The 24,796-nt window shown below is 64.6% G+C and carries 16 protein-coding genes and 3 rRNA genes; 5 read left to right on the top strand and 14 right to left on the bottom strand.

The window, feature by feature from the left end; genetic code table 11:
• Nucleotides 1–50: 50 nt before the first annotated feature.
• Together BKN51_RS40740 and BKN51_RS40735 are read left to right on the top strand one after the other, a co-directional pair.
• Nucleotides 51–779: a DUF4191 domain-containing protein gene (locus BKN51_RS40740; protein WP_076168932.1), complete on the top strand. Its 729-nt coding sequence runs from the start codon at nucleotides 51–53 to the stop codon at nucleotides 777–779.
• 106 nt (nucleotides 780–885) lie between these two features.
• A complete protein-coding gene (locus BKN51_RS40735; RefSeq protein WP_101612620.1) occupies nucleotides 886–1,839 on the top strand; it encodes a hypothetical protein in 954 nt (317 codons plus the stop codon).
• Nucleotides 1,840–1,900: 61 nt separating this feature from the next.
• On the opposite strand, the gene BKN51_RS40730 is transcribed toward BKN51_RS40735, so the two are convergent.
• Nucleotides 1,901–2,386 carry an RDD family protein gene (locus BKN51_RS40730; RefSeq protein ID WP_174720516.1) on the bottom strand — a complete coding sequence of 162 codons (486 nt, stop codon included), beginning with the start codon at nucleotides 2,384–2,386 and terminating at the stop codon, nucleotides 1,901–1,903.
• A gap of 171 nt (nucleotides 2,387–2,557) precedes the next feature.
• Between BKN51_RS40730 and glnA (BKN51_RS40725) the strand changes: the two genes are divergently transcribed.
• Complete coding sequence (gene glnA / locus BKN51_RS40725) at nucleotides 2,558–3,982, top strand: type I glutamate--ammonia ligase (protein ID WP_076168933.1); 1,425 nt, start codon at nucleotides 2,558–2,560, stop codon at nucleotides 3,980–3,982.
• An 88-nt stretch (nucleotides 3,983–4,070) separates the two neighbouring features.
• On the opposite strand, the gene BKN51_RS40720 is transcribed toward glnA (BKN51_RS40725), so the two are convergent.
• From BKN51_RS40720 to BKN51_RS40700, 5 genes are all read right to left on the bottom strand, one after another.
• Entirely contained in the window at nucleotides 4,071–4,505 is a 435-nt protein-coding gene (locus tag BKN51_RS40720) for an acyl-CoA thioesterase (RefSeq protein WP_020633826.1), read from the bottom strand.
• 119 nt (nucleotides 4,506–4,624) lie between these two features.
• Nucleotides 4,625–7,606, bottom strand: a complete 2,982-nt coding sequence (locus BKN51_RS40715; protein ID WP_101612618.1) for a bifunctional [glutamine synthetase] adenylyltransferase/[glutamine synthetase]-adenylyl-L-tyrosine phosphorylase — start codon at nucleotides 7,604–7,606, stop codon at nucleotides 4,625–4,627.
• A gap of 108 nt (nucleotides 7,607–7,714) precedes the next feature.
• The gene (locus BKN51_RS40710) at nucleotides 7,715–8,845 is read right to left on the bottom strand and encodes an inorganic phosphate transporter (RefSeq protein WP_101612617.1); all 1,131 of its coding nucleotides are present in this window, start codon (nucleotides 8,843–8,845) and stop codon (nucleotides 7,715–7,717) included.
• Between the two features lie 93 nt (nucleotides 8,846–8,938).
• Nucleotides 8,939–9,694, bottom strand: coding sequence for a type 1 glutamine amidotransferase (locus BKN51_RS40705; protein WP_101613764.1), 756 nt, complete (start codon nucleotides 9,692–9,694; stop codon nucleotides 8,939–8,941).
• Nucleotides 9,695–9,779: 85 nt separating this feature from the next.
• Nucleotides 9,780–10,232 (bottom strand): rhodanese-like domain-containing protein, encoded by a 453-nt coding sequence (locus BKN51_RS40700; protein ID WP_101612616.1) that lies wholly within the window; start codon nucleotides 10,230–10,232, stop codon nucleotides 9,780–9,782.
• A 107-nt stretch (nucleotides 10,233–10,339) separates the two neighbouring features.
• On the opposite strand from BKN51_RS40700, the gene BKN51_RS40695 reads away from it, so the two are divergent.
• Nucleotides 10,340–10,801 (top strand): Lrp/AsnC family transcriptional regulator, encoded by a 462-nt coding sequence (locus BKN51_RS40695; RefSeq protein WP_101612615.1) that lies wholly within the window; start codon nucleotides 10,340–10,342, stop codon nucleotides 10,799–10,801.
• A 112-nt stretch (nucleotides 10,802–10,913) separates the two neighbouring features.
• Here BKN51_RS40695 and rrf read toward each other — a convergent pair.
• The 6 genes from rrf to BKN51_RS40665 all read right to left on the bottom strand — a co-directional run bounded on the left by rrf (nucleotide 10,914) and on the right by BKN51_RS40665 (nucleotide 20,739).
• Nucleotides 10,914–11,030, bottom strand: a 5S ribosomal RNA gene (rrf, locus tag BKN51_RS40690).
• Between the two features lie 84 nt (nucleotides 11,031–11,114).
• A 23S ribosomal RNA gene (locus BKN51_RS40685) occupies nucleotides 11,115–14,253 on the bottom strand.
• 322 nt (nucleotides 14,254–14,575) lie between these two features.
• A 16S ribosomal RNA gene (locus BKN51_RS40680) occupies nucleotides 14,576–16,092 on the bottom strand.
• The 16S, 23S and 5S rRNA genes sit together here, the layout of an rRNA operon.
• A 395-nt stretch (nucleotides 16,093–16,487) precedes the next feature.
• A complete protein-coding gene (locus tag BKN51_RS40675; protein WP_101612614.1) occupies nucleotides 16,488–18,050 on the bottom strand; it encodes an amidase in 1,563 nt (520 codons plus the stop codon).
• An 11-nt stretch (nucleotides 18,051–18,061) separates the two neighbouring features.
• Nucleotides 18,062–19,405, bottom strand: coding sequence for a type I glutamate--ammonia ligase (glnA, locus tag BKN51_RS40670; RefSeq protein WP_037303423.1), 1,344 nt, complete (start codon nucleotides 19,403–19,405; stop codon nucleotides 18,062–18,064).
• 68 nt (nucleotides 19,406–19,473) lie between these two features.
• A complete protein-coding gene (locus BKN51_RS40665; RefSeq protein ID WP_101612613.1) occupies nucleotides 19,474–20,739 on the bottom strand; it encodes an MFS transporter in 1,266 nt (421 codons plus the stop codon).
• An 88-nt stretch (nucleotides 20,740–20,827) separates the two neighbouring features.
• On the opposite strand from BKN51_RS40665, the gene BKN51_RS40660 reads away from it, so the two are divergent.
• On the top strand, nucleotides 20,828–21,496 hold the full coding sequence (locus BKN51_RS40660) for an LppX_LprAFG lipoprotein (RefSeq protein WP_101612612.1): 669 nt from the start codon (nucleotides 20,828–20,830) through the stop codon (nucleotides 21,494–21,496).
• Nucleotides 21,497–21,517: 21 nt separating this feature from the next.
• Here BKN51_RS40660 and BKN51_RS40655 read toward each other — a convergent pair whose 3' ends face one another.
• Both BKN51_RS40655 and BKN51_RS40650 read right to left on the bottom strand, forming a co-directional pair.
• Nucleotides 21,518–23,071, bottom strand: a complete 1,554-nt coding sequence (locus BKN51_RS40655) for an alpha/beta hydrolase (protein WP_101612611.1) — start codon at nucleotides 23,069–23,071, stop codon at nucleotides 21,518–21,520.
• Between the two features lie 52 nt (nucleotides 23,072–23,123).
• A complete protein-coding gene (locus BKN51_RS40650) occupies nucleotides 23,124–24,695 on the bottom strand; it encodes an alpha/beta hydrolase (protein WP_199192963.1) in 1,572 nt (523 codons plus the stop codon).
• Between the last annotated feature and the right edge of the window lie 101 nt (nucleotides 24,696–24,796).

Here is a 24,796-nt window from a genome sequence, read left to right as displayed (position 1 = left end):
CAGAGGGCCCGACGGGATCGACGCAGGGCACGCGGCCGTATCCTGGTCACATGGCGGGAAAGCAGGACAAGGAAGCAGCGAAGCTGGCCAAGAAGGAGAAGCGCGCCGCGAGCAAGGCTCGCCGCGGGCAGATCTTCGAGGCCTTCAAGATGCAGCGCAAGGAAGACAAGGCGCTCATCCCCTGGATGGCCGGATCGCTCCTGGTCATCACCGGTGTCGTGTTCGGTATCGGGTTCATCTTCGACGTCCACTGGGTCGTGCTGCCGCTGGGCATTCTGCTCGGCGCGCTCGCCGCTGTGATCATCTTCGGCAGGCGGGTCCAGAAGACCGTGTACTCGAAGGCCGATGGACAGCCGGGTGCCGCGGCCTGGGCACTCGAGAACATGCGAGGTCGCTGGAAGGTGACGCCGACCGTGGCGGCCACGACCCAGCTCGACGCCGTGCACCGAGTGCTCGGTGGCCCGGGTGTCGTACTCGTCGCCGAAGGCGCGCCGCACCGCGTGAAGTCCCTGCTCGCGCAGGAGAAGAAGCGTGTATCCCGCTTGATCGGTGAGACCCCGATCTACAACGTGATCATCGGGAACGAAGAGCAGCAGGTGCCGCTGAAGAAGCTGCAGGGCTACCTCATGAAGCTCCCCCGCAACCTCAAGCCCGCCCAGGTCGACGCCCTGGAAGCCAAGCTGGCCGCCCTCGGCAGCCGCGGCGCCGCGATGCCGAAGGGCCCGATGCCCGCCGGCGCGAAGATGCGCAACGTCCAGCGCACGATCCGCCGCCGCTGACCAAGCGAGAATCAGGGGTCCTTTGCTACCGCCGCGGGCGGATAGCAAAGGACCCCTGATTCGTCTCCGGACGAAAACTGTCGGTGGGTGGTCGCATGATCACTGTGTGGACGGAACCACGGGCGCTTTGCAGAAGGCGCTGGCAGCGATGTTCCCGGACGGCGTGGCCGCCCGGGCGAAACTTGTCGCCTTGGGCCACTCCCACTCCTGGATTTCGCGCCGTTGTCGCGAAGACGGCCCGTGGCGACGCCCGATCCCGGGCGTCATCCTCCTCACCAACGCCACGCCGACCAGGCATCAACTTCTGAAGATCGCGCTGACTCACGCGGGTCCGGACGCGATGCTCACCGGAGTCCAGGCAGCCCGGTTGTACGGAGTCCGAAGACTTCCTCCAGAAAAACGGGCCCACACCTTGATCCCTCACCGGAGCAAGGTCGCCACCTGGGGATTCGCCATCGTCGAACGAACGATCCACCTGCCGGAACCAGTAGAGATCGACGGGCTTCCGGTAGCTCCGCTCGCCCGGGTCCTGATCGACGCGGCTCGCCGTATGGACGAACTCCAGTCCGTGCGGGCGATGATCCACGACGCGGTCCAGCGCGGCCTCTGCACTCCCGAGGAACTTCGAGACGAGCTGGCGCAGGCCAGCACGATCGGCTCGGCGCTCCCCCGAATCGTCGTCGGCGCGCTCCAGGATGGAGTCGACTCCGCGGTCGAGCAATGGCTGGAGAACGTGCTCGAGCGCAGCGGCTTGCCCAGGCCGACACGGAAGGCCGAGCTACGCACTCCGAACGGGGAGGTCGTCGGTGTCGCCGAAGTCTGGTGGCCGAAGGCCGGCGTCGCCATGCAAATCCGCTACGACGAGGTCTCTCTCGAACCGGACGAGGCACCCGAGATCCCTGCCCTGGTCGCCGCCGGCCTCATCGTCGTGCAGGTAAGTCCAGCGCGGCTACGGGACCAGCCGCTGGTGGTGATCCAGGACCTGCGGGCAGCTCACCGTCATGCTCGGCAACGACCGCCTCCGGAACTCAGCAGCACCCCCGCGGCACCGGCTGCCTGACCACAGCCAGTGCGGCAGCCGTTCCACGACGAGAGCAAAGGTCCCTCGCTCCCTTCCTAGGTCACCGCATGCGGATCACGACGGTTCCGGTCAGCCGGTCGAGCCAGCTTCGGCCGTCGATGTTGCGGAGCGCTGCCGGGATGATCAGGAAGGTCAGCGCGGCCCGCACGACGGCGCGCCACACTCCGACCATCTGCGCGCCGTCGAGCCTGGCGACGCGGATTCCGACCACTGCCATACCGGGGGTGAAGCCGAAGAAGGTCGCGGGGATGACCGTGATCGCCGCCCAGACGCCCACCGACCACAGGTTGAAGGTCTGCATGACGGCCGGGTCCTGGAGGCTGGGGGTCACGAAGAGAGTGGTGACCAGTGAGGCGAGCACCAAGTCGATGATCAGCCCGAGGAGGCGTGCCCCACCGCCCGCCACCGAGCCGACACCCGATTGGGGCAAGCCAAGTCGCTCACCGCGCCACCGCTGCGTACCCTCGCCACCGGCCGTCGTCTCGTCCCCGGCTCCGGGTAGCCATTCTCCGGTCCATCTCGCCACCCATCCAGGGTATGCCGGTGGCGCGGACCACATTCGCCCTGGTCGACTACCCGATATCGCCGCCCGTTAACACCGGCGAAACATACGGGTGACGGTCGGGCAACACCGCGCTCTTAGCGTGAGCCGAAGAGAGTACTGCCGCCGGCAACGAACGAGAAGGAGTCACCGAGGGTGCCCACTACTCCAGACGACATTCAGCGCCTTATCGCCGACGAGAACGTAGAGGTCGTCGACGTCAGGTTCTGCGACCTGCCCGGCGTTATGCAGCACTTCACCGTTCCGGCGAAGGCGTTCAACGAAGAAGCCTATGAAGAAGGCCTGGCCTTCGATGGCTCCTCGGTGCGTGGGTTCCAGTCGATCCACGAATCCGACATGCTGCTCCTCCCGGACCCCGAAACCGCGCGTATCGACCCGTTCCGCAAGGCGAAGACACTTTCGCTGAACTTCTTCGTGCACGACCCGTTCACCCGCGAGGCGTACAGCCGCGACCCGCGCAACATCGCGCGCAAGGCCGAGCAGTACATCTCCGAGTACGGCGTCGCGGACAACGTGTTCTTCGGCCCGGAGGCCGAGTTCTACATCTTCGACTCGATCCGGTTCGACTCCGCCGAGCACGCCTCGTTCCACGAGATCGACTCCGTCGAGGGCTGGTGGAACACCGGTGCCGACGTGCCGGGCGGCAACCAGGGTTACAAGACGAAGTTCAAGGGCGGCTACTTCCCCGTCCCGCCGGTCGACCACTTCGCCGACCTGCGCGACGAGATCGTCAGCAAGCTGCAGGGTTCCGGTTTCGAGATCGAGCGCGCACACCACGAAGTGGGCACCGCCGGTCAGACCGAGATCAACTACAAGTACAACACGCTGCTGCACGCTGCGGACGACCTGCAGCTGTTCAAGTACATCGTGAAGAACACCGTGTTCGCCGCCGGCAAGACCGCGACGTTCATGCCGAAGCCGCTCGCCGGTGACAACGGCTCGGGTATGCACTGCCACCAGTCGCTGTGGAAGGACGGCACGCCGCTGTTCCACGACGAGTCGGGTTACGCGGGGCTGTCCGACACCGCCCGCCACTACATCGGCGGCCTGCTCAAGCACGCGCCGAGCCTGCTGGCGTTCACCAACCCGACCGTCAACTCGTACCACCGGCTCGTGCCGGGCTTCGAGGCGCCGGTCAGCCTGGTGTACTCGCAGCGGAACCGGTCGGCTTGTGTCCGTATCCCCATCACGGGCAACAACCCGAAGGCCAAGCGCGCCGAGTTCCGGTGCCCGGACTCGTCCGGCAACCCGTACCTGGCGTTCTCGGCAATGATGATGGCCGGTCTCGACGGCATCAAGAACAAGATCGAGCCGCCGGAGCCCATCGACAAGGACCTCTACGAGCTCCCGCCGGAGGAGGCCCAGAACGTCAAGCTCGTTCCTGGCGACCTCGGCGCGGTTCTCGACACGCTCGAGGCCGACCACGACTACCTGCTCGAGGGTGGCGTGTTCACCCCCGACGTGATCGACACGTGGATCTCCTACAAGCGTGAGAACGAGATCGACCCGCTGCGGCTGCGCCCGCACCCGTACGAGTTCTCGCTGTACTACGACGTGTAAGTCGTGCGGTAGCAACACCAAGAGCACGCCGGTGGTGAGGTGCGGAAACGCCCTCACCACCGGCGTTTCTTTTGGTCCGGCAGAGCGGCTACTCCGAAGTGGAGAGAACCTTCAGATCGACGCCTGCCCGCTCGATACGGCCGCGTGGATCATCCACCAGCTTGCGTCGTTCGAGATCCATCAGCCCCAGGGTGCACGTGATTTCCGCGGAGAGGGTGCCGTCGACCTTGTAGATGTTCGAGTCCATGTGGAAGGTCTTGCCGGTACCGAACTTGGCATCACAGGTCACGTCGACGACGTCACCGGCCCGGAGCTCGCGCCGGAACACGATGTGGGACTCAAGCAGCACAAAGGCGAGATTCGCGTCTCGCATGCCCGAGTTGAGGCCACCGGCGAGCTCCATCAGCTCGAGTCTGGAGACCTCGCCGTACGAGTGGTAGACGGCGTGGTTGAGATGGCCGAGAGTGTCCAGCTCGTAGTGCCGCACCTTGATCCGGGTGCGAAATGGTTCGCGCACAGTCACCAGTCCACTGTAAGTGCCGCTCTCCGTCCGCGTCGGCAAGTGTGAGCAAGGGACCTTTGCTGTCACCAGCCGCACGTGGCTGAGGTGATAGCAAAGGTCCCTTGCTCACTTCCCGCAGGTCAGAGCGGTCGGTCCTGGTAAAAGAGGGTCTCCACGACCGCATGGGCGCGCCGCGTCGTCCGCCGGTAGGCGTCCAGAAACTCGCCGGGATCGTCGTCGGCGGAGTAGCCGAGCACCCGCGCGACCGCGGCGAGATCTCGACCAGAGCTGGGGATCTCGTCGACGGCTTTACCCCTGACCAGCATCCCGGCGTTCCGGACTCTCGTCGCCAGCAACCAGGCTTCGGTCAGGGATTCGATCTCGGCGGGCTCGGCTAGCCCTGCCTCCACCGCCGCCTTCAGCGCTTCGATCGTCGACGTGGTCCGAAGGCCCGCAACTTCGTGCCCATGCCGCAGTTGCATGAGCTGTACGGTCCACTCCACGTCGGCGAGCCCTCCGCGCCCGAGCTTCGTATGCCGTGTCGGGTCGGCGCCCTTGGGCATCCGCTCCGTCTCCACCCGCGCCTTGATCCGCCTGATCTCCCGCACCCGGACCGCGTCGAGGCCGGCCTGCGGATAGCGAATGGGGTCGATCATCTCGATGAACCGGGCACCGAGGTCGTCGTCACCGGCGATGAACCGGGCCCGGAGCAGCGCTTGCGATTCCCAGACCTCCGCCCACCGCCCGTAGTAGCTGCGATAGGACTCGAGGGTTCGCACCAACGGACCACTCCGCCCCTCAGGACGGAGATCGGCGTCGACGACCAATGCCGGGTCAGGGCTGGGCGCGCCGAGAATCTTGCGCACCGTCTCGGCGACAGAGGAAGCGAACTTCGCTGCTTCGGAGTCCGACACTCCCTCGGTCGGCTCGCAGACGAAGAGGACGTCCGCGTCGGAGCCATAACCGAGTTCCGCCCCTCCCAGACGTCCCATGCCGATGACAGCGATCTTGGCCGGTGTCTGGCCGAGCTCTGCCTGCCGCTGCCGAAAGGCCGCGGCCAACGCACCCTGCAACACGGCGACCCACACGCTCGACAACGCCTCGCAGACGGCGGGAACGTCAAGCAAACCCAGCAGGTCCGCGGACGCGATCCGCAGCATCTCGTGCCGCCGGAGCGATCTCGCGGCCGCGACCGCGGCGTTCAAGCCTGGCTGCCGACGAACCGCGGCTCGCAGAGAAGTGGCCACTTCGGCCGGAGTGCGACCGGCCAGCCGCGCGGGATCACCGAGCAACTGCAGGACTTCCGGCGCTCTCGCCAGCAGATCGGGCACCAGTCGTGACGTACCCAGGAGGAAGGCGAGCCGCTCGACAACGGCACCCTCGTCACGAAGAACCCTGAGGTACCAAGGCGTTTGTTCGAGCGCTTCCGAGACTTTCCGGTAAGACAGAAGTCCGCGGTCGGGGTCCGGGGTGTCGGCGAGAAGGTCCAGCAAGACCGGCAGCAAGGCCTGTTGGATAGCCGCCCTGCGCGACATTCCCGCAGTCAGCGCCTTGATGTGCTGCAGCGCCCCATCCGGTGCGGCGTACCCGAGCGCGGCGAGTCGGCTTTCCGCCTGTTTCGTCGTCAACCGCAGCGCTTCGGTCGGCACGTTCGCGACGGACTGCAGCAGAGGCCGGTAGAAGAGCTTCTCGTGAAGACGGCGGATGCTTTGCAAGTGGCGGCGGAACTCCGCCAGCAGCACGTCCCCTTCGCTCCTGCCGCGAGCGGGCCGTACACCGCTCGCCCTCGCGATCGTCCGCAATTCGCTGGCGTCCGAAGCGGCAGGGAACAGGTGCGTACGCCGTAGCCGGCGAAGCTGGAGTCGATGCTCGATGGTCCGGAGGAATTCGTACGACGATCCGAGCTCCGCGGCGTCCGTGCGGCCGACGTACCCGCCTTCCCCTAGAGCAGCGAGTGCGTCCATCGTGGACGATGAACGCAGCTCTGCATCGATTCGGCCGTGGACCAGCTGCAGCAACTGCACGGCGAACTCGACATCGCGAAGACCGCCACGTCCCAGCTTCAGCTCCCGCTCGGCGTACGCGGACGGCACATGGCCTTCGACGCGGCGCCGCATCTTCTGCACCTCGGGGACGAAGTTCTCCCGATCGGCCGCAGCCCACACTTTCGGTGCGACCATCTCCGCGTACTGACGCCCGAGCTCGGCGTCGCCTGCGACCGGCCGCGCTTTGAGCAAAGCCTGGAACTCCCAGGTCTTGGCCCATTTCTGGTAGTAGGCGGCGTGGCCCTCGAGGGTGCGGACCAGAGCGCCCGCCTTACCCTCCGGACGCAACGCCGCATCGACCTCGAAGCATGCCTTGCCGACCACGCGCATCATCGTGCTGGCCAGCCGCGTCGAGACCGAAAGATCTCCGTCACCCACGAAGATGACGTCCACATCGCTCACATAGTTCAGCTCTCGACCGCCGCATTTGCCCATCGCGATCACGGCCAGCCGACCTTCGACACCGGCTCCCACCTCTGATTCCGCGACCAGAAGCCCCACCGTGAGTGCGGCCTCGGCCAGCGTGGTGAGCTGAGCCCCGATCTCGGCGTAGGGCGGTTGATGGAGGCCGGGTTCGACGAGATGACCGAGGTCGGCAGCCGCGATTCCGAGGAGTAGTTCGCGGTACCCGACGCGAAGAGCCTGCTCTGACTCGAGCCCTGTGAGCAGCTCTCCGTCCGACCGCAAATGGTCAAGAAGGCGGCTCACATACTGATCCGGCTCAGTGCTCTTATCGCCTTCGAGGGTCTTCCAGCTGTCGGTGTTCGCGACCAGGAAGTCCGCGAGCGCACTCGACGTACCCAGAACCCCGAGCAAGCGGCCTCGGAAGGTGCGGTCAGTGCGAAGTGCCTGGTCGATCTCAGTCCAGACGGCCGGGTCGGCCTCCCTGATTCGGTCGAGCCCGCTCAAGGCCAGATCAGGGTCCGCCGAGCGGGACAGTGCTGACAGCACGTCCGCGGCGGAGCCGTCCGGGCCGGATTCGGTCCACCAACCGGCAGCACGCAGCTGCCCGTCGGCACGGGGGTCGGTGAAGCCGTATCTCGCCACGGAAGCGGTCGGCCTGGCTCGCTCAACCATCGGCTTCCACCGTAGTCGCCCTTTGGCCCGTGACCAGACGGACGCGCAAGAGAGCAGGGGACCTTTGGTATCGCCGAGCGGCGGCGATACCAAAGGTCCCCTGCTCTGCTAGGCGGCGATCCTGCCGACTTCCTGGTCTGGAACGGTCGGAGCGGGAGTGGTGAAGCTGCCGGCGTTGACGGGGCTCCGCCGCGAAAGCAGGTAGATCCCGATACCGATCGCCAGGCCCACGACGCCGACGGAGATGGTGCCCACGGTGCCTGTCGAGGTCACGAGACCGGCCGCGGCGCCGACGATGGCGGCTGCCGGAAGCGTGAACAGCCAGGCGATCACCATGCGGCCGGCGGTGCGCCAGCGGACCGGTGATTCGTTCCTGCCCACACCCGAACCGACGATGCCACCGGAACAGACGTGAGTCGTCGAAAGCGGAAAGCCGAAGCTCGTCGACGCGAGGATGACCGCCGCCGAGCTGGTCTGCGCGGCGAAGCCCTGCGGACCATCGATGTCCGTCAAGCCCTTGCCCAATGTGAAGGTGATCCGCCAGCCGCCGAGGTACGTACCGAGAGCCAACGCGAGCGCCGCACTGACGATCACCCAGAGCGGCGGCCCGGCTCCCGCGGGAAGGGTTCCGGCGGTGATCATCGTGAGGGTGATGACACCCATGGTCTTCTGCGCGTCGTTCGTGCCATGGGCGAGCGAGACGAGCGAAGCCGAGATGATCTGGCCGACGCGGAAGCCCGCAGTGCGGCCGCGGCGGACGAAGATCCGGTAGACGAAGTACGTCACGATCATCGCGACGAGGCCTGCCAGGACCGGCGACAGCGCCGCCGGGATCAGAACCTTCTCGACGATCTTTCCGAAATGGACGGAGTCCGTACCGGCAGACACCCACGTGGCGCCGATCAGACCGCCGAACAACGCGTGGGACGAACTGGACGGCAGTCCCACGAACCATGTGACCAGGTTCCACACGATCGCCCCGACCAGGCCGCCGAACACGATCGCCGGTCCGATCTTGGTGTCGTCGACCAGTCCATTCGAGATGGTCTTGGCCACTTCGACCGACAGGAAGGCGCCGACCAGGTTCAAGACAGCGGAGATCGTCACCGCGACCTTGGGACGCAGTGCCCCGGTGGCGATCGACGTCGCCATCGAGTTGGCCGTGTCATGGAACCCGTTTGTGAAATCGAAAATTAGGGCCGTGACGACGACGAGCACGACCAATACTGAGGGCTCCACCCCGACCTCCGAACCCTTCGAAACTCCCTTCGCAAGGTACCTGACAGCAAGGCAAGAGCGTTAACAACCCATACACAGTTGAGACATAAGTCGTTAAGCCATCGGCAATGTACGTTGACGTTCCGCAGCCGGAGCGAGGTCACCGGACACCAGTCGGACGAAGCGATGCGCGAACGGTCGCCAGGTTTCGGTGATGTCAGCATGCACCCGGGCGAGATTTTCCGGGGTCAGTGCGTCCGGCCGGGTGAGTTCCGCCATTTCCGGCGACTGCCGCGCCCAGTCGAGGACGATGTCCGGTGTTGTCTCGATATGGAACTGGACACCGTAGGCACAACGGTCGAATCGGAAGGCCTGGTAGGCATACCGTGGCGAGGAAGCGAGAAGCTCGGCGCCGGCGGGCAGTCGGGTGATCGCGTCGTTGTGGAACTGCAAGACGTCCTGCATGAGTGGCAGGTCCGCGAAGAGCGGGTCCGTCCAGGCAGCGTCCTTCTTGGACACGAGTCCTGGGCCGACCTCGGGGCCTTGATCACCTGTGGCGACGATGCCGCCCAGAGCCACGGCCAGGAGCTGACCGCCAAGGCAGATCGCGAGCGTCGGGATGCGAGCGCCCGCGGCTTTCGAAAGAAGCTTCCGGACGTCCGCGAGCCACGGATGTGCGGCGTCATCATTGGCGCCCATCCCTCCGCCAAGGCAGACGACGCCCGCGTACCCGTCGAGATCGGCGGGAAGACTCTGATCGGGCAGCAACCGGATGTCGAGCTCGGCTCCCGCCTCGGTGAGCCAGTCGCCGAGGGGGCCGATCGGATCTGATTCGTCTGGCTGGATGACGAGTAACTTGGGAGCGGTCACCACCCCAGCCTACGACCGCCGGGAGAGCGGGGGACCTTTGCTATCGCTCGGGGGCGGCGATAGCAAAGGTCCCCCGCTCTCTTCGTCAGCAGGCGCAGCGTGGGGTGGGCGCGGAAGTGAGTGAGAGTGCGAGGGTGTCCCGGTCGACGGGATAGCCGGCCGCCTGCCAGGCGGTGATGCCGCCGGACAGGCGTTTGACCTTGAACCCGAATTCCGCGAGTTTCAAGGCTCCCTTGGTCGCGGCGTTGCAGTGGATGCTCTCGCAGTAGCAGACGTAGACGAGACCTCTGTCGAGGTGGCTGACCGACTCGGGCGTCATGTCCCGATACGGGAGGTTGATCGCACCGGGGATGCGAGCCGACTCGAAGGCTTCGGGTGCCCGGGTCTCGACGACCACGTATCCACGTTGGGTGCCGGCGGTGAGATCGCGGATCAGGTCGTCGGGGTCCACGTCGAGGGCGAGTTCGGCACGAAGGTGCGCGGCCGCGGTCGCGCTGTCCAGAGCCGGAAACGTCAGTACGTGGGGTTCGGTCGTCATGCCTCAATCCTGCTGATCAGTGCTCATCCGGAACATCGGGGAATCCAGGTATCGCCGCCGGTTAGCCTGGAGATTCCTGGCAGGCATGAAGATCGACCTGGAGTTCCGTGAACCTCGATGATCTCGACTGGCAGTTGCTCGAACTGCTCCAGTCCGACGGACGGCTGACCTTCTCGGAGCTCGGTCGACGAGTGTCGCTGTCCGCACCCGCGGTGACCGAGCGGGTCCGGCGGCTCGAGGAGAAGGGGATCATCACCGGCTACTCGGCGAGCGTGGACCTGACGAAGCTCGGGCTGCCGATCGAGGCGATCGTCCAGGCAAAGGTACGGAGCCTCGACACCTCTCGCTTCCGTGGAGCCGTCCTCGCGCTGCCCCAGGTACTCGACGCCGATCACGTCACGGGAGACGAGTGCTGGCTGGTGCGGGTCGCCTGTCAGGACACCGCGGAGTTGGAGGAGCTCGTAGAGCGGATGCAGCGCTATGGGGAGACGACGACTTCACTGGTCTTCTCATCACCGGTCCGCCGTCGCACAGTCGGCCGACGGACCGACCGAGCGACGCCGCGGTGATAGCAAGGGACCTTTGCTATCACCTGGCGGGTCTGGGCATGAAAAAGGGTCCAGGCCCCGGGAGAACTCGTGGTTCTCGACCGGGGCCTGGGCCCTTTTCTTCTTAATGTTAGTCCGGCGGTGTCCTACTCTCCCACAACCCTTCGGTTGCAGTACCATCGGCGCTGTCAGGCTTAGCTTCCGGGTTCGGAATGGGACCGGGCGTTTCCCTGACGCTATAACCACCGAAACACTATGAAACAACCACTACCACCTGATACCGCTGGTGGTTGTGTGGTGTTTCAGAGCTGTAGAGTGGATGCGTAACATCTTTGTGGGCAAGTCCTCGGCCTATTAGTACCAGTCAACTCGATAACACATTACTGTGCTTCCATTTCTGGCCTATCAACCCAATGGTCTGTTGGGGGCCTTAACCCATCAAGGGTGGGATACCTCATCTTGGAACAGGCTTCCCGCTTAGATGCCTTCAGCGGTTATCCCTTCCGAACGTGGCCAACCAGCCATGCCACTGGCGTGACAACTGGCATACCAGAGGTTCGTCCGTCCCGGTCCTCTCGTACTAGGGACAGCCTTCCTCAAGTATCCTACGCGCGCGGCGGATAGGGACCGAACTGTCTCACGACGTTCTAAACCCAGCTCGCGTGCCGCTTTAATGGGCGAACAGCCCAACCCTTGGGACCTACTCCGGCCCCAGGATGCGACGAGCCGACATCGAGGTGCCAAACCATGCCGTCGATATGGACTCTTGGGCAAGATCAGCCTGTTATCCCCGGGGTACCTTTTATCCGTTGAGCGACACCCCTTCCACCAGGTGGTGCCGGATCACTAGTCCCGACTTTCGTCCCTGCTCGACATGTCTGTCTCACAGTCAAGCTCCCTTGTGCACTTGCACTCAACACCTGATTGCCAACCAGGCTGAGGGAACCTTTGGGCGCCTCCGTTACTCTTTAGGAGGCAACCGCCCCAGTTAAACTACCCATCAGGCACTGTCCCTGAACCAGATCATGGTCCGAGGTTCAGATTCCCAATCCGACCAGAGTGGTATTTCAACAACGACTCCACCAACACTAGCGTGCCAGCTTCACAGTCTCCCACCTATCCTACACAAGCCGAACCGAAAACCAATACCAAACTATAGTAAAGGTCCCGGGGTCTTTCCGTCCTGCCGCGCGTAACGAGCATCTTTACTCGTAGTGCAATTTCGCCGGGCCTGTGGTTGAGACAGCCGGAAAGTCGTTACGCCATTCGTGCAGGTCGGAACTTACCCGACAAGGAATTTCGCTACCTTAGGATGGTTATAGTTACCACCGCCGTTTACTGGCGCTTAAATTCTCAGCTTCACCCCCAAAGGGGTTAACCGGTCCTCTTAACGTTCCAGCACCGGGCAGGCGTCAGTCCATATACATCGTCTTGCGACTTCGCATGGACCTGTGTTTTTAGTAAACAGTCGCTTTCCGCTGGTCTCTGCGGCCACCATTCCCTAGTCCGCAAGGGACTTCAGGAACACTGGCCCCCCTTCTCCCGAAGTTACGGGGGCATTTTGCCGAGTTCCTTAACCACAGTTCACCCGATCGCCTTAGTATTCTCTACCTGACCACCTGTGTTGGTTTGGGGTACGGGCCGTGCACGCACTCGCTAGAGGCTTTTCTCGGCAGCATAGGATCACTCTACTTCACCTCAATCGGCTACGCATCACGTCTCAGCCTTAATGAAACACGGATTTACCTATGTTTCGGCCTACACGCTTACACCAGTACTACCACTCACTGGCGGAGCTACCTTCCTGCGTCACCCCATCACTCGACTACTACGGAATCAGATCCCACGCTCCACACAGAAACCTCCGTCCGAAGACATTGGTAGCTGGCTTTGGGTGGTTAGTATCAACCGCCTCATCCTGGGCGCACGTGCTCGGGTACGGGAATATCAACCCGTTATCCATCGACTACGCCTGTCGGCCTCGCCTTAGGTCCCGACTTACCCTGGGCGGATTAGCCTGGCCCAGGAACCCTTGGTCATCCGGCGGCAGAGTTTCTCACTCTGCATTCGCTACTCATGCCTGCATTCTCACTCCCACACCCTCCACGACTGGCTTCCGCCGCCGCTTCCCTGGATGCAGGACGCTCCCCTACCCATCCACACCACTAGACACAACCCTCAAGGAGTTGAGCCGATGTATTGCATGAATGACACAGCTTCGGCGGTGTGCTTAAGCCCCGCTACATTGTCGGCGCAGGACCACTTGACCAGTGAGCTATTACGCACTCTTTCAAGGGTGGCTGCTTCTAAGCCAACCTCCTGGTTGTCTGGGCAATCCCACATCCTTTCCCACTGAGCACACACTTGGGGGCCTTAGCTGGTGTTCTGGGCTGTTTCCCTCTCGACGACGAAGCTTATCCCCCGCCGTCTCACTGCCACACTCTCACACCACGGTATTCGGAGTTTGGTTGATTTCGGTAACCCGGTAAGGCCCCTAGACCATCCAGTAGCTCTACCCCCGTGGTGAAACATGTGACGCTGCACCTAAATGCATTTCGGGGAGAACCAGCTATCACGGAGTTTGATTGGCCTTTCACCCCTACCCACAGCTCATCCCCTCAGTTTTCAACCTAAGTGGGTTCGGCCCTCCACGTCGTCTTACCGACGCTTCAGCCTGGCCATGGGTAGATCACTCCGCTTCGGGTCTAGACCACGCGACTCAGACGCCCTATTCAGACTCGCTTTCGCTACGGCTACCCCACACGGGTTAACCTCGCCACGCAGCACTAACTCGCAGGCTCATTCTTCAAAAGGCACGCCATCACCGTAACATCCAAAGGATGTGCTCGGGCTCTGACGGCTTGTAGGCACACGGTTTCAGGTACTCTTTCACTCCCCTCCCGGGGTACTTTTCATCTTTCCCTCACGGTACTAGTCCGCTATCGGTCTTCAGGAAGTATTTAGGCTTACCGGGTGGTCCCGGCAGATTCACAGCAAATTCCACGAGCTCGCTGCTACTCGGGAACACCACCAAGATTCACTAACATGTGTTTTCGCGTACGGGACTCTCACCCACTCCGGTCGCCCATCCCAAGGCGTTCCACTAACACACGCGTAAACCCGGAAGACTGTCAGATCTTCCAAGGCGGGTCCCACAACACCACACACACAACGCCTGACAGCTTGACATGTGCATGGTTTAGCCTCTTCCGCTTTCGCTCGCCACTACTCACGGAATCACGGTTGTTTTCTCTTCCTACGGGTACTGAGATGTTTCACTTCCCCGCGTTCCCTCCACACACCCTATATATTCAGATGCGGGTAACACCACATAACTGGTGCTGGGTTTCCCCATTCGGAAATCCTCGGATCACAGCTCGGTTGACAGCTCCCCGAGGCATATCGCAGCCTCCCACGTCCTTCATCGGCTCCTGAAGCCAAGACATCCACCATGTGCCCTTAATAACTTGACCACAAAGATGCTCGCATCCACTCTACAGTTCTCAAACACCACACCAGAAACAAACTCCCGGAGCGTGAAAGCCCCTCGGCGTGTTGCCTCAGGACCCAACAGCATGCCAATGAACAATTCTTCCGACCTCCCAGGAACACCCTCTCCACGCTCCCCGAAGGAAGCAGTACTAGAGCGTCCCGGCAAAAACCGGCCGAACCATAACCAGTAGTTCCACAATTCCTTGAGCAACCAGTGCCACCACACATTCGGTGATGAAACCCTGGCCACCCCACAGTGCTGATCCCGGGTATCCCGGGGACTATGGATGTGTTGCTCCTTAGAAAGGAGGTGATCCAGCCGCACCTTCCGGTACGGCTACCTTGTTACGACTTCGTCCCAATCGCCAGTCCCACCTTCGACCACTCCCCCCGCTTACGCGGTTGGGCCATGGGCTTCGGGTGTTACCGACTTTCATGACGTGACGGGCGGTGTGTACAAGGCCCGGGAACGTATTCACCGCAGCGTTGCTGATCTGCGATTACTAGCGACTCCGACTTCACGCAGTCGAGTTGCAGACTGCGATCCGAACTGAGACCGGCTTTAAGGGATTCGCTCCACCTCGCGGTATCGCAGCCCTCTGTACCAGCCATTGTAGCATGTGTGAAGCCCTGGACATAAGGGGCATGATGACTTGACGTCATCCCCACCTTCCTCCGAGTTGACCCCGGCAGTCTCCCACGAGTCCCCGCCATAACGCGCTGGCAACGTAGGATAAGGGTTGCGCTCGTTGCGGGACTTAACCCAACATCTCACGACACGAGCTGACGACAGCCATGCACCACCTGTACACCAACCACAAGGGAAGCCCTATCTCTAGGGATGTCTGGCGCATGTCAAGCCCAGGTAAGGTTCTTCGCGTTGCATCGAATTAATCCACATGCTCCGCCGCTTGTGCGGGCCCCCGTCAATTCCTTTGAGTTTTAGCCTTGCGGCCGTACTCCCCAGGCGGGGCGCTTAATGCGTTAGCTACGGCACGGACAACGTGGATGTCGCCCACACCTAGCGCCCAACGTTTACAGCGTGGACTACCAGGGTATCTAATCCTGTTCGCTCCCCACGCTTTCGCTCCTCAGCGTCAGTATCGGCCCAGAGACCCGCCTTCGCCACCGGTGTTCCTCCTGATATCTGCGCATTTCACCGCTACACCAGGAATTCCAGTCTCCCCTACCGAACTCAAGTCTGCCCGTATCGCCCGCACGCTCCACGTTAAGCGTGGAGTTTTCACGAACGACGCGACAAACCGCCTACGAGCTCTTTACGCCCAATAATTCCGGACAACGCTTGCACCCTACGTATTACCGCGGCTGCTGGCACGTAGTTAGCCGGTGCTTCTTATCCAGGTACCGTCACTTGCGCTTCGTCCCTGGCGAAAGAGGTTTACAACCCGAAGGCCGTCATCCCTCACGCGGCGTCGCTGCATCAGGCTTTCGCCCATTGTGCAATATTCCCCACTGCTGCCTCCCGTAGGAGTCTGGGCCGTGTCTCAGTCCCAGTGTGGCCGGTCACCCTCTCAGGCCGGCTACCCGTCGTCGCCTTGGTAGGCCATTACCCCACCAACAAGCTGATAGGCCGCGGGCTCATCCTGTACCGCCAGAACTTTCAACCAACCCCCATGCGAGAGTCAGTGATATCCGGTATTAGACCCAGTTTCCCAGGCTTATCCCAAAGTACAGGGCAGATTGCCCACGTGTTACTCACCCGTTCGCCACTAATCCACCCGAAGGCTTCATCGTTCGACTTGCATGTGTTAAGCACGCCGCCAGCGTTCGTCCTGAGCCAGGATCAAACTCTCCAACAATGTCAAATTTGATCGAGGCAATATACTTGCTCTCAAAGGAACCTCAAACGAGGTTCAAATACATAAGCTCTACTGGCTTAGTTCACTAGCACACTGTTGAGTTCTCAAGCAACACGCTTTGTTTCAAAGCGATATTCACAAGCTTTTGGTCGAGCATGCCGAATCCTACGTTGTTAGCCGTAGGGGGTCGGCGGCCGCTCGTGGGCCGACGTAGAACGTTACCTGGTCCGGTTCGCGGTGTCAACCCGCTCGGCCCGTGTTCCTGGCCTGGGGCTTTTCGGCCCCGGTGGCCCGGTGTTCTTGGCGACGAAGAGAAGATTACATGCCCCGGAACCCCCTGAAAACAGGGGGGTCACTTAAGGACATCGCCGCAGGTCAGCCGGTATGAACCCCCGTCATCCGACGGTCTTCAGGTAGCGAGGCGGTTTGCGGGCGGGGACGACGCGTTCGAAGTCGGCCGCGTAGGAGAGCACTCGGGCGTCCGTCCACCGCCCCGCCATGAACGAAACCCCGACCGGGAGCTCGCCGACGAAGCCGGCGGGCACGGTCACCGCCGGATACCCCGCGACCGCGGCCGGCGTCGACGACGGGATCACGTCGTTGTCGCCGGTCTTGCAGTCGGTCTTCCAGGCGGGCGGGTTCGTGGGCGCGGCGATCGCGTCGAGGCGGTACTTGGCGAGGGTCTCGTCGATCGAGCGTTTCGCCAGATCGGTCAGTTCGCGGCGCATGGCCAGGTAGCCGGGATCGGACGGGCCGGGTGCGGCGAGTGCCTGCTCGAAGAGTTCCTGTCCGGCGAAGCAGGTCTGCTCCAGCGGGTCGGACCGGTTGTAGTCGATCAGCGCGGCGAGGTCGCGCGGCCCTTGCGGGCGCGTGGCCAGGTAGCGGTCGATGTCCCGGTGGAACTCGGTGAGCAGTGCCGGGAACTCCAGTTCGCCGAGCCTGGCCTGGTACGGCGGAGTCACCTCGACGACCTCGGCACCCGCTTTGACCAGCGAGTTCCTGGTTCGCATCATCACGGCGTCGACGTCCGGGCCGAGGACCGGCAGTCGCCAGAGTCCGATCCGGGAGCCCTTCAGCACGCCGGGGCGGAGGTGTGCGGCGTAGTCGGTCGGCTGATTCGGCGGGTACGCGCCGGTGGCGGGGTCGGCCGGGTCGCGGCCTTGGAGCGCGGAGAGGGTGAGCGCGACGTCGACGACGTGCCTGGCCATCGGGCCGGCGGTGTCCTGCTCGGCCGAGATCGGCACCACCCCGGTGCGGCTGACCAGGCCGAGGCTCGGTTTGTGTCCCACGGTCGAGGTCATCCCGGCCGGGCAGACGATCGAGCCGTCGGTCTCGCTGCCGATCGCGACCTGGGCGAGCGACGCGGCGACACCGGCGGCGGATCCGGCGGAAGACCCACAAGGATTGCGATCGAGCACGTACGGGTTGTTCGTCTGCCCGCCGACGCCTGACCAGCCGGAAGTGGGTTTGGCGGCGCGGAAGTTCGCCCACTCGGACAGGTTCGCCTTGCCGAGGAGCACCGCGCCCGCATCACGCAGGCGGCGGAGCAATGTTGCGTCTTTCGCGGGCTTGCTGCGCAGGGCGCGTGAGCCGGCTGTCGTCTGCATCGAGCGGGTGTCGACGTTGTCCTTCACCAGGACCGGGATGCCGTCGAGGGGGCCGCGGGTCTTGCCCGCCCGGCGCCTGGCGTCGCTTTCCGCGGCTTGCGCGAGCGCGGCCGGATTGACCGCGATGACCGCGTTGACCTTCCGGTCGACCTTGTGGATGCGGTCGAGATAAGCCGAGGTCAGACCGACCGCTGTCAGCCGTCCGGAGGACATCCGGGCCTGGAGCGCGGGGATGTCGGCGGCGTCGAGGTCGAGAGGTCTGCCGGTGGCGGATGCCGCTGGTGCGGCACTCGCCGCGATGGTCGCGGCGACCAGTGTCGTCAGAACTCGGAACACCGGTCGCCGCACCATCAGGTCTCCTTCTAGAGCACCGGAAGCAGGGTCCGCAGTTCGTACGGGGTCACCGCACTGCGGTAGTTGTCCCATTCAACACGTTTGTTGCGCAGGAAGAAGTCGTAAACGTGCTCCCCGAGCGCTTCGGGCAGAAGTTCCGATTTTTCCATCTCGGACAGGGCCTCGCCGAGGTTCTGCGGGAGCTGGGCATATCCGGCCGCGCGGCGTTCGGCGTCCGAGAGCTGCCAGATGTTGTCCTCGGCGGGAGGCGGCAGCTCGTAGCCCTTTTCGATGCCCTTGAGGCCGGCGGCCAGGATGACCGAGTACGCCAGATAGGGGTTGCAGGCCGAGTCGAGCGTGCGGATCTCCACGCGGCGTGACGACGCCTTGCCCGGCGAGTACATCGGCACCCTGACCAGCGCGGAGCGGTTGGCCCGGCCCCACGAAACGGTCGTCGGGGCCTCGCTTCCGCTGATCAGCCGTTTGTAGGAGTTCACCCACTGGTTGGTGACCGCGGAGATCTCCTTCGCGTGGTGCAACAGTCCCGCCACGAAAGCTTTACCGGTCGCCGACAACTCGTACGGGTCTTCGGCGTCGTAGAAGGCGTTGCGATCGCCCTCGAACAGGCTCACGTGGGTGTGCATCCCCGAGCCCGGCTGGTTGGTGAACGGCTTCGGCATGAACGTCGCGCGGACCCCTTGGGTGAGCGCGACCTCCTTGACGACGTAGCGGAAGGTCATCACGTTGTCGGCCATGGTCAGCGCGTCGGCGTACCTGAGGTCGATCTCCTGCTGGCCGGGCGCGCCTTCGTGATGGCTGAACTCGACCGAGATCCCCATCGCCTCGAGCGTCTCGATGGCGTGGCGGCGGAAGTGCGTCGCTGTCGCGTGGCTGGCCTGGTCGAAGTACCCGCCGTTGTCCGCGGGCTCGGGTTCGCTGCCGTCGTCCGGCAGGCTGGCGAGCAGGAAGAACTCGATCTCGGGGTGGACGTAGCAGGTAAAGCCCGCTTCGGCCGCCTTCGAGAGTTGCCTGCGCAGGACGTGCCGGGGGTCCGCCCAGGACGGGGAGCCGTCCGGCATCGCGATGTCGCAGAACATGCGCGCCGAGTACGGGCCGCCGTCCGGGGTCTCCCACGGCAAGACCTGGAACGTTGCCGGGTCTGGCTTCGCGACCATGTCGGATTCGTAGACGCGCGCGAATCCTTCGATGGCCGATCCGTCGAAGCCGATGCCCTCACTGAAGGCGCCCTCGAGCTCGGCGGGAGCCACGGCGACGGACTTGAGAAACCCCAGCACGTCGGTGAACCAGAGCCTGACGAAACGGATGTCGCGCTCTTCCAAGGTACGGAGCACGAACTCCTGCTGGCGATCCATGGCCGCACCCTAACGAGAACGTGTTAACGACATGTTTCGCGACGCGCCGATCGACCGGAAGTGGTGGATCACCCCACCAGAACCGGCTCGGGCTTGGCCGCCTTCGTGATGGCCAGCGAGGCGACCGAAGCGAGCACGGCGAGACCCGCGGCGATGTACCAAGCGAGCGCGTAGCTGCCGGAGGAGTCGCGGATCGCGCCGGCACCGAAGGCCGCGAGACCGGCGCCGAGCTGGTGACTGGCGAAGACCCAGCCGAAGACGATCGGCCCGGCGGCACCGTATTGGCGGACGCAGAGCGCGACCGTCGGCGGAACCGTCGCCACCCAGTCGAGGCCGTAGAAGACGATGAACGCCCACATGCTCGGTTCCACCGATCCGCTCAACAGCTGCGGAAGAAGCGCGAGCGAAACACCGCGAAGGGCGTAGTAGACGCCGAGCAGGATGCGCGGGTCGACCCGGTCGGTGAGCCAGCCGGAGGCGATGGTGCCGACGACGTCGAAGATCCCGACGAGGGCGAGCAGGCCGGCGGCGGTGGTCTGCGGCATGCCGTGGTCGTGCGCTGCGGGGACGAAATGGGTGCTGACCAGGCCATTCGTGGTGGCGCCGCAGATCGCGAAGCCGACGGCGAGCAACCAGAACGTCTTGGTGCGTGCTGCCGAGCCGAGGACGGTGAGCGCCCGGCGAGCGGAACCACCGGTGCGGGTGACCGGCGCGACTTCGCCGGGCTCGGCGCCGTACGCGGTCGTTCCGACGTCGGATGGGTGATCACGGACCACCAGGAGGACGACGGGGACCACGGCCAGGGCGGCGATGGCGATGACGAGCGAGGCGGTCCGCCAGCCTTCGTCGATGGCGAGGTTCGCCACGATCGGGAGGAAGATCAGCTGGCCGGTGGCGCCCGCCGCGGTGAGGACCCCGGTGACGACGCCGCGGCTGCGGACGAACCAGCGGGCGGCGACCGTCGCGGCGAAGCTCATCGCCATCGAACCGGTGCCGATACCGACCAGAACGCCCCAGCAGAGGATGAGCTGCCAGCTCGCGCTCATGAACACCGTGCCGCCCGCGCCGATCGCGACGACGAACAATGCCGTCGAGGCGACGCGTCGCATGCCGAAGCGCTCCATGAGAGCTGCCGCGAAGGGCGAGAAGAGTCCGTAGAGCACGAGGTTCACGGAGACGGCTGACGCGATCGTCGCGCGCGACCAGCCGAACTCGTCGTGGAGCGGGTCGATGAGCACGCCGGGGGCCGCGCGGAAACCGGCGGCGGCGAGCAGGGCGATGAACGCGGCGGCGGCGACGAACCACGCACGGTGGAGCCGGGTCTCAGGGTGCACGGGTACAGCGTCATCGGCGGCGGCTCCCGGCGGAAGCGGCTGGAAGGACACCGTGCGCAAGATTCGGGCCAAGCCATAGGCTCTGGCCATGCGCTGCCGTCACCTCGTGCCGGCGCTGCTGCTCACGATCGGGCTCATCGGCGGCTGCGCGGGATCGTCCCCGTTGCCGTCCGCCCAGGAATTCGTGAGCGCGGCGGCCGACTCCCTCGTCTCGTTACGCAGCGTTCGCTTCACTCTCGGGGTGAACGGCGTGGTCACCGGGTTGCCGGTGCGGGGGCTCGATGGCGAGGTCAGTCTCGAGGGTGGCGCGGTCGGTAATGCCGACCTGCAGGACGACTTCGAACGGATGAAGGTCAAGTACCGGCTTTCCGGGTCGGAGATCACGCTCAGTGGGCCTGACGGGGAGCGGATGATTCCGGCTTCGGCGCCTTATACGCCTCAGGCGATGCTCGGGGCTGAAGGTGGGCTTCGGCGACTGCTGACCGGGGCGACCGAGCTGAAGGGCGAGCGGTGGGAGCGGGTGCAGGACACCGACTCGTTCCGGATCGCGGCGAAGGTGCCCGCCGCGGTGATCGGCGGGATCGTGCCGGAGATCAGGTCGGACGTGTTCGTGAAGCTGTGGATTTCGAAAGACGAGCCTCGGCGGCTGGTGCGGGTGTGGCTGCAGGTGCCGCCGACGAGTCCGCAGGACTTCGCGGTGATGCTGGAGCTGGCGTTGACCAGGCATGACGCGGTGGTCGTCGGGGGCGGGCGATAGCAAAGGTCCCTTGCTCCCCCGCTAGGTGCAGCGGGTGTCGGGGGCGGGCAGCTTCCCGTCGATCAGGTAGGCGAAGCCGGCACCGTCCACGCAGGCGTTGCCGTCCAGGAAGACGGTGTGCTGCGCGCCCTCGAACGTGAGCAAAGCTCCCTTGAGGTCCCGCGCCAGGTTCACGCCGGACGCGTATGGGGTCGCCGGGTCATCGGTGGTCGAGATGACCAGCGGACTCGGCAGGCCTTCGATGTCCGGTTTATGAACTTCCGAAGTGGCGGGCACCGGCCAGACCGAGCAGATGTCGAGCTCGCTCATGTCCGGGGTGCCACCGGCGAGGAACGGCGCGCCCCGGAGCATCCGCTCGTGGGCTCCGTCGATGACGCGACGGTCGGTGATCCGCGTGCTGTCGACGCAGCGAACCGCGAAGTACACGTCGAGGATCCCGGTGTACCGGCCGTCCGACTCGCGGCCGTAGTAGTTGTCGGCGAGCGCGACCAGGGCTTTGCCGCTCCCCCGTTTGAGCTCGGCGAACCCGTCGTTGAGGAACTTCCACGCGTCCTGCGAGTACAGCGCGGCGCTGGTGCCGGTGATGGCGTCTTCGAACGAAAGTTCGCGGTTCCCGGCCGGGACCGGCTTGGCGATCAGCGGTTGGACCAGGTTCTGGAACGCCTTCGTCACCGCCCCCGCATCGCGGCCGAGCGCGCAGTCCGCGCGGGCGACGCACCATTGGCCGAATTCGGTGAACGTGTTCTGGAAGCCGGCCATCTGCGTGACCAGCGATTCGGCGGTGTCGAGTTGAGGATCGACAGCGCCGTCGAGGAGCAGCGCCCGCACCTTGTCCGGATATGCCTCGGCATACGCGGTCCCGATCTGCGTGCCGTACGAAAAGCCCAGGTAGGTGAGTTTCTCGTCGCCGAGGACCGAGCGAAGGACGTCGAGATCGCGGACGACGTCCCTGGTCCCGATGTTGGCGAGCAGCTCCTTGCCGTGCTTCGTGCGCTCGGCGCACTTCGCGGCGTACGCCCTCGCTTCGGCGAGTTGCTTCGTGATGCCGCTCGGGGTCGTGTCGCTTTCCGAATCCTCCGCGCGGTCCGCGTCCCGTTCCGCGTCGGTGAGGCACACGAGCGTCGGGTCGCTGGTCCCGACGCCGCGGGGATCGAAACCGACGATGTCGAAGCGTCCGGCCAAGGTCGCCGCGGGCAGGGACTTCGCGATGCGCGCGGCCGCCGAGACGCCCGAGCCGCCGGGCCCGCCCGGGTTGACCACGAGCGAGCCGATCCGCTGGTCCGCCTTCTTCGCCTTGTGCCGGAGGACGCCGATCGAGATCGTTTCGCCGTCCGGCTTCAGGTAGTCGAGCGGCACGGTGAGCTTCGCGCAGTCGAACGCCTTGTCCTTGAAGGACTCACACGCGCCCCATGCCAACTTCTGCTCGGTGAACTTCTCGAGCGCCTTCGGATCCGGAGTCGGTGACGCCGTGGTCGGCTGAGGCTCCGGCGGCTGCACAGGCTGCGGCTGTGGCGACGTGCACGAAGCGACGAGCACGACAACTGCGAGCGTGGCCGGGACGCGGCGAAGGCTCATCTCGCGATCTTCGCAGCGTCCCGGCGGCTCACGGCCCTTCGCGCCGAACTCGTTACTTGCCCGCGCAGCGGGTGCCCTCGTCCGGCACGGCGCCACTCACCAGGTAGTCGATGCCGATCCGGTCGACGCACGAGACGCCCTGGAGGAACACCGTGTGCTGGGTGCCCTCGAACGTCAGCAAAGCTCCCTTGATCGCTTTCGCGAGGTTGACGCCCGCCTGGTAAGGGGTCGCCGGGTCGTTCGTCGTCGAGATGACCAGCGTCTTCGGCAGGCCTTCGACGTTGGGCTGGTGCGGCTCCGAGGTGTTCGGGACCGGCCAGAAGGCGCAGGCGTCGCGGGCGGAACCGTCCGGCCTGCCGTCGTCGAGGAACGGCGCCGCCTGCGCGTACCGCTTCTGCGCGTCGAGGATCTTCGCCGGATCGGTGACCCGCGGGTCGTCGACGCACCGGATCGCGACGAACGCGTCCTGTGTCGTCCCGTAGCGGCCGTCGGCACCGCGTTCGTTGTAGAGGTCGGCCAGCCGCTCCAGGCCGTCGCCACGCTGGCGCTTCAGGTCGTTGAGCGCGGTGTTCAGCGGTTCCCAGAGATCCTGCTGGTAGAGGGCCTGAATCACGCCTGTCGTCGCGTCCTCGTACGACAGTTTCCGGCCGTCGCTGACCGGCACCGGGAAGTCGATCAGCGGCCGCACCAGGTCCTGGAACGCCTTGGTCACGCCTGCCGCGTCACGCCCGAGAGCGCAGTCTTCGCGCGCGGCGCACCAGTTCGAGAACTCTCCGAACGCCTTGCCGAAGCCCTGCCCCTGTGCGACCAGCGATTCCACCGCGTCCTGCTCGGGGTCGACGGCACCGTCGAGCACCAGCGCGCGGACGTTCGCCGGGAACGCCTCCGCGTACGCGGATCCGATCCGCGTCCCATACGAGTAGCCGAGGTAGTTCAGCTTCGGGTCGCCGAGGACCGAACGCAGGATGTCGATGTCCTTGACGACGTCGCGGGTACCCACGTTCGCGAGCATCGAGGCGCCGTGTTCGGTCCGCTGAGCGCATCTGGTCGCGAAGTCCTGGGACTCGGTCTCCTGCTTTTTCACCCCGTCGGGTGACCCGTCCGTCTCGCTGTCGTCCGCCCGGTCCGCGTCGCGTTCGGCGTCGGTCAGGCAGCGGATCTGCGGCTGGCTCGCGCCGATGCCGCGCGGGTCGAAACCGACGACGTCGAAGCGTTTGCCCAGCTCGTTCGTCGCCGTCCGCGAGGCGAGACCGGCCGCGGCCTCCATGCCGGAAGCACCCGGGCCACCCGGGTTGACCACGAGCGACCCAATCCTTTCGTCGGTTTCCAGCGCCTTCCGTCGCAGCAGGCCGAGCGTGATCGAGTCGCCTTCAGGCTTCGCGTAGTCGAGCGGGACGGTCAGCCGGGCACATTGTGCGTCCTTCACTCGAAACGCCGCTTTTGCGTCATCGGATGTCGCGTAGGGTGCACAGTCGGCCCAGGTCAGACTCTGTCCGTAGAACTTCTCGAGTCCTGCGGGCACCGGTCCGGTCGGAGCGTGCGATTCGGTCGCCGGAGGCGGCGGCTGGGTTCTGCCCTCTCCCGACGAGCACGCGGTGAAAGTGACCGCGAGCAGGCCGGACAGCGTGATCGCGGCGAATCGACGGGCACGGGACCTGGCGCTGACATGAGTGGACACGGTTGGATCGTGCCATCGGCCGTGGAACTCGGCCGCACCACCACTGC

It is taken from the genome of Amycolatopsis sp. BJA-103 (genome assembly GCF_002849735.1).
GTDB lineage: Bacteria > Actinomycetota > Actinomycetes > Mycobacteriales > Pseudonocardiaceae > Amycolatopsis.
The sequence above is the reverse complement of the archived record's forward strand: the minus strand, read 5'-3'. Positions and strand labels throughout refer to the sequence as shown.

What these genes read in the sequence shown, in the direction of transcription:
- BKN51_RS40740 (WP_076168932.1), top strand. Translation starts at nt 51, where the DNA reads ATGGCGGGAAAGCAGGACAAGGAAGCAGCGAAGCTGGCCAAGAAGGAG.
- BKN51_RS40715 (WP_101612618.1), bottom strand. Translation starts at nt 7,606, where the DNA reads ATGGTTGAGCGAGCCAGGCCGACCGCTTCCGTGGCGAGATACGGCTTC.
- BKN51_RS40700 (WP_101612616.1), bottom strand. Translation starts at nt 10,232, where the DNA reads ATGACGACCGAACCCCACGTACTGACGTTTCCGGCTCTGGACAGCGCG.
- BKN51_RS40675 (WP_101612614.1), bottom strand. Translation starts at nt 18,050, where the DNA reads ATGGTGCGGCGACCGGTGTTCCGAGTTCTGACGACACTGGTCGCCGCG.
- glnA (WP_037303423.1), bottom strand. Translation starts at nt 19,405, where the DNA reads ATGGATCGCCAGCAGGAGTTCGTGCTCCGTACCTTGGAAGAGCGCGAC.
- BKN51_RS40660 (WP_101612612.1), top strand. Translation starts at nt 20,828, where the DNA reads ATGCGCTGCCGTCACCTCGTGCCGGCGCTGCTGCTCACGATCGGGCTC.
- BKN51_RS40655 (WP_101612611.1), bottom strand. Translation starts at nt 23,071, where the DNA reads ATGAGCCTTCGCCGCGTCCCGGCCACGCTCGCAGTTGTCGTGCTCGTC.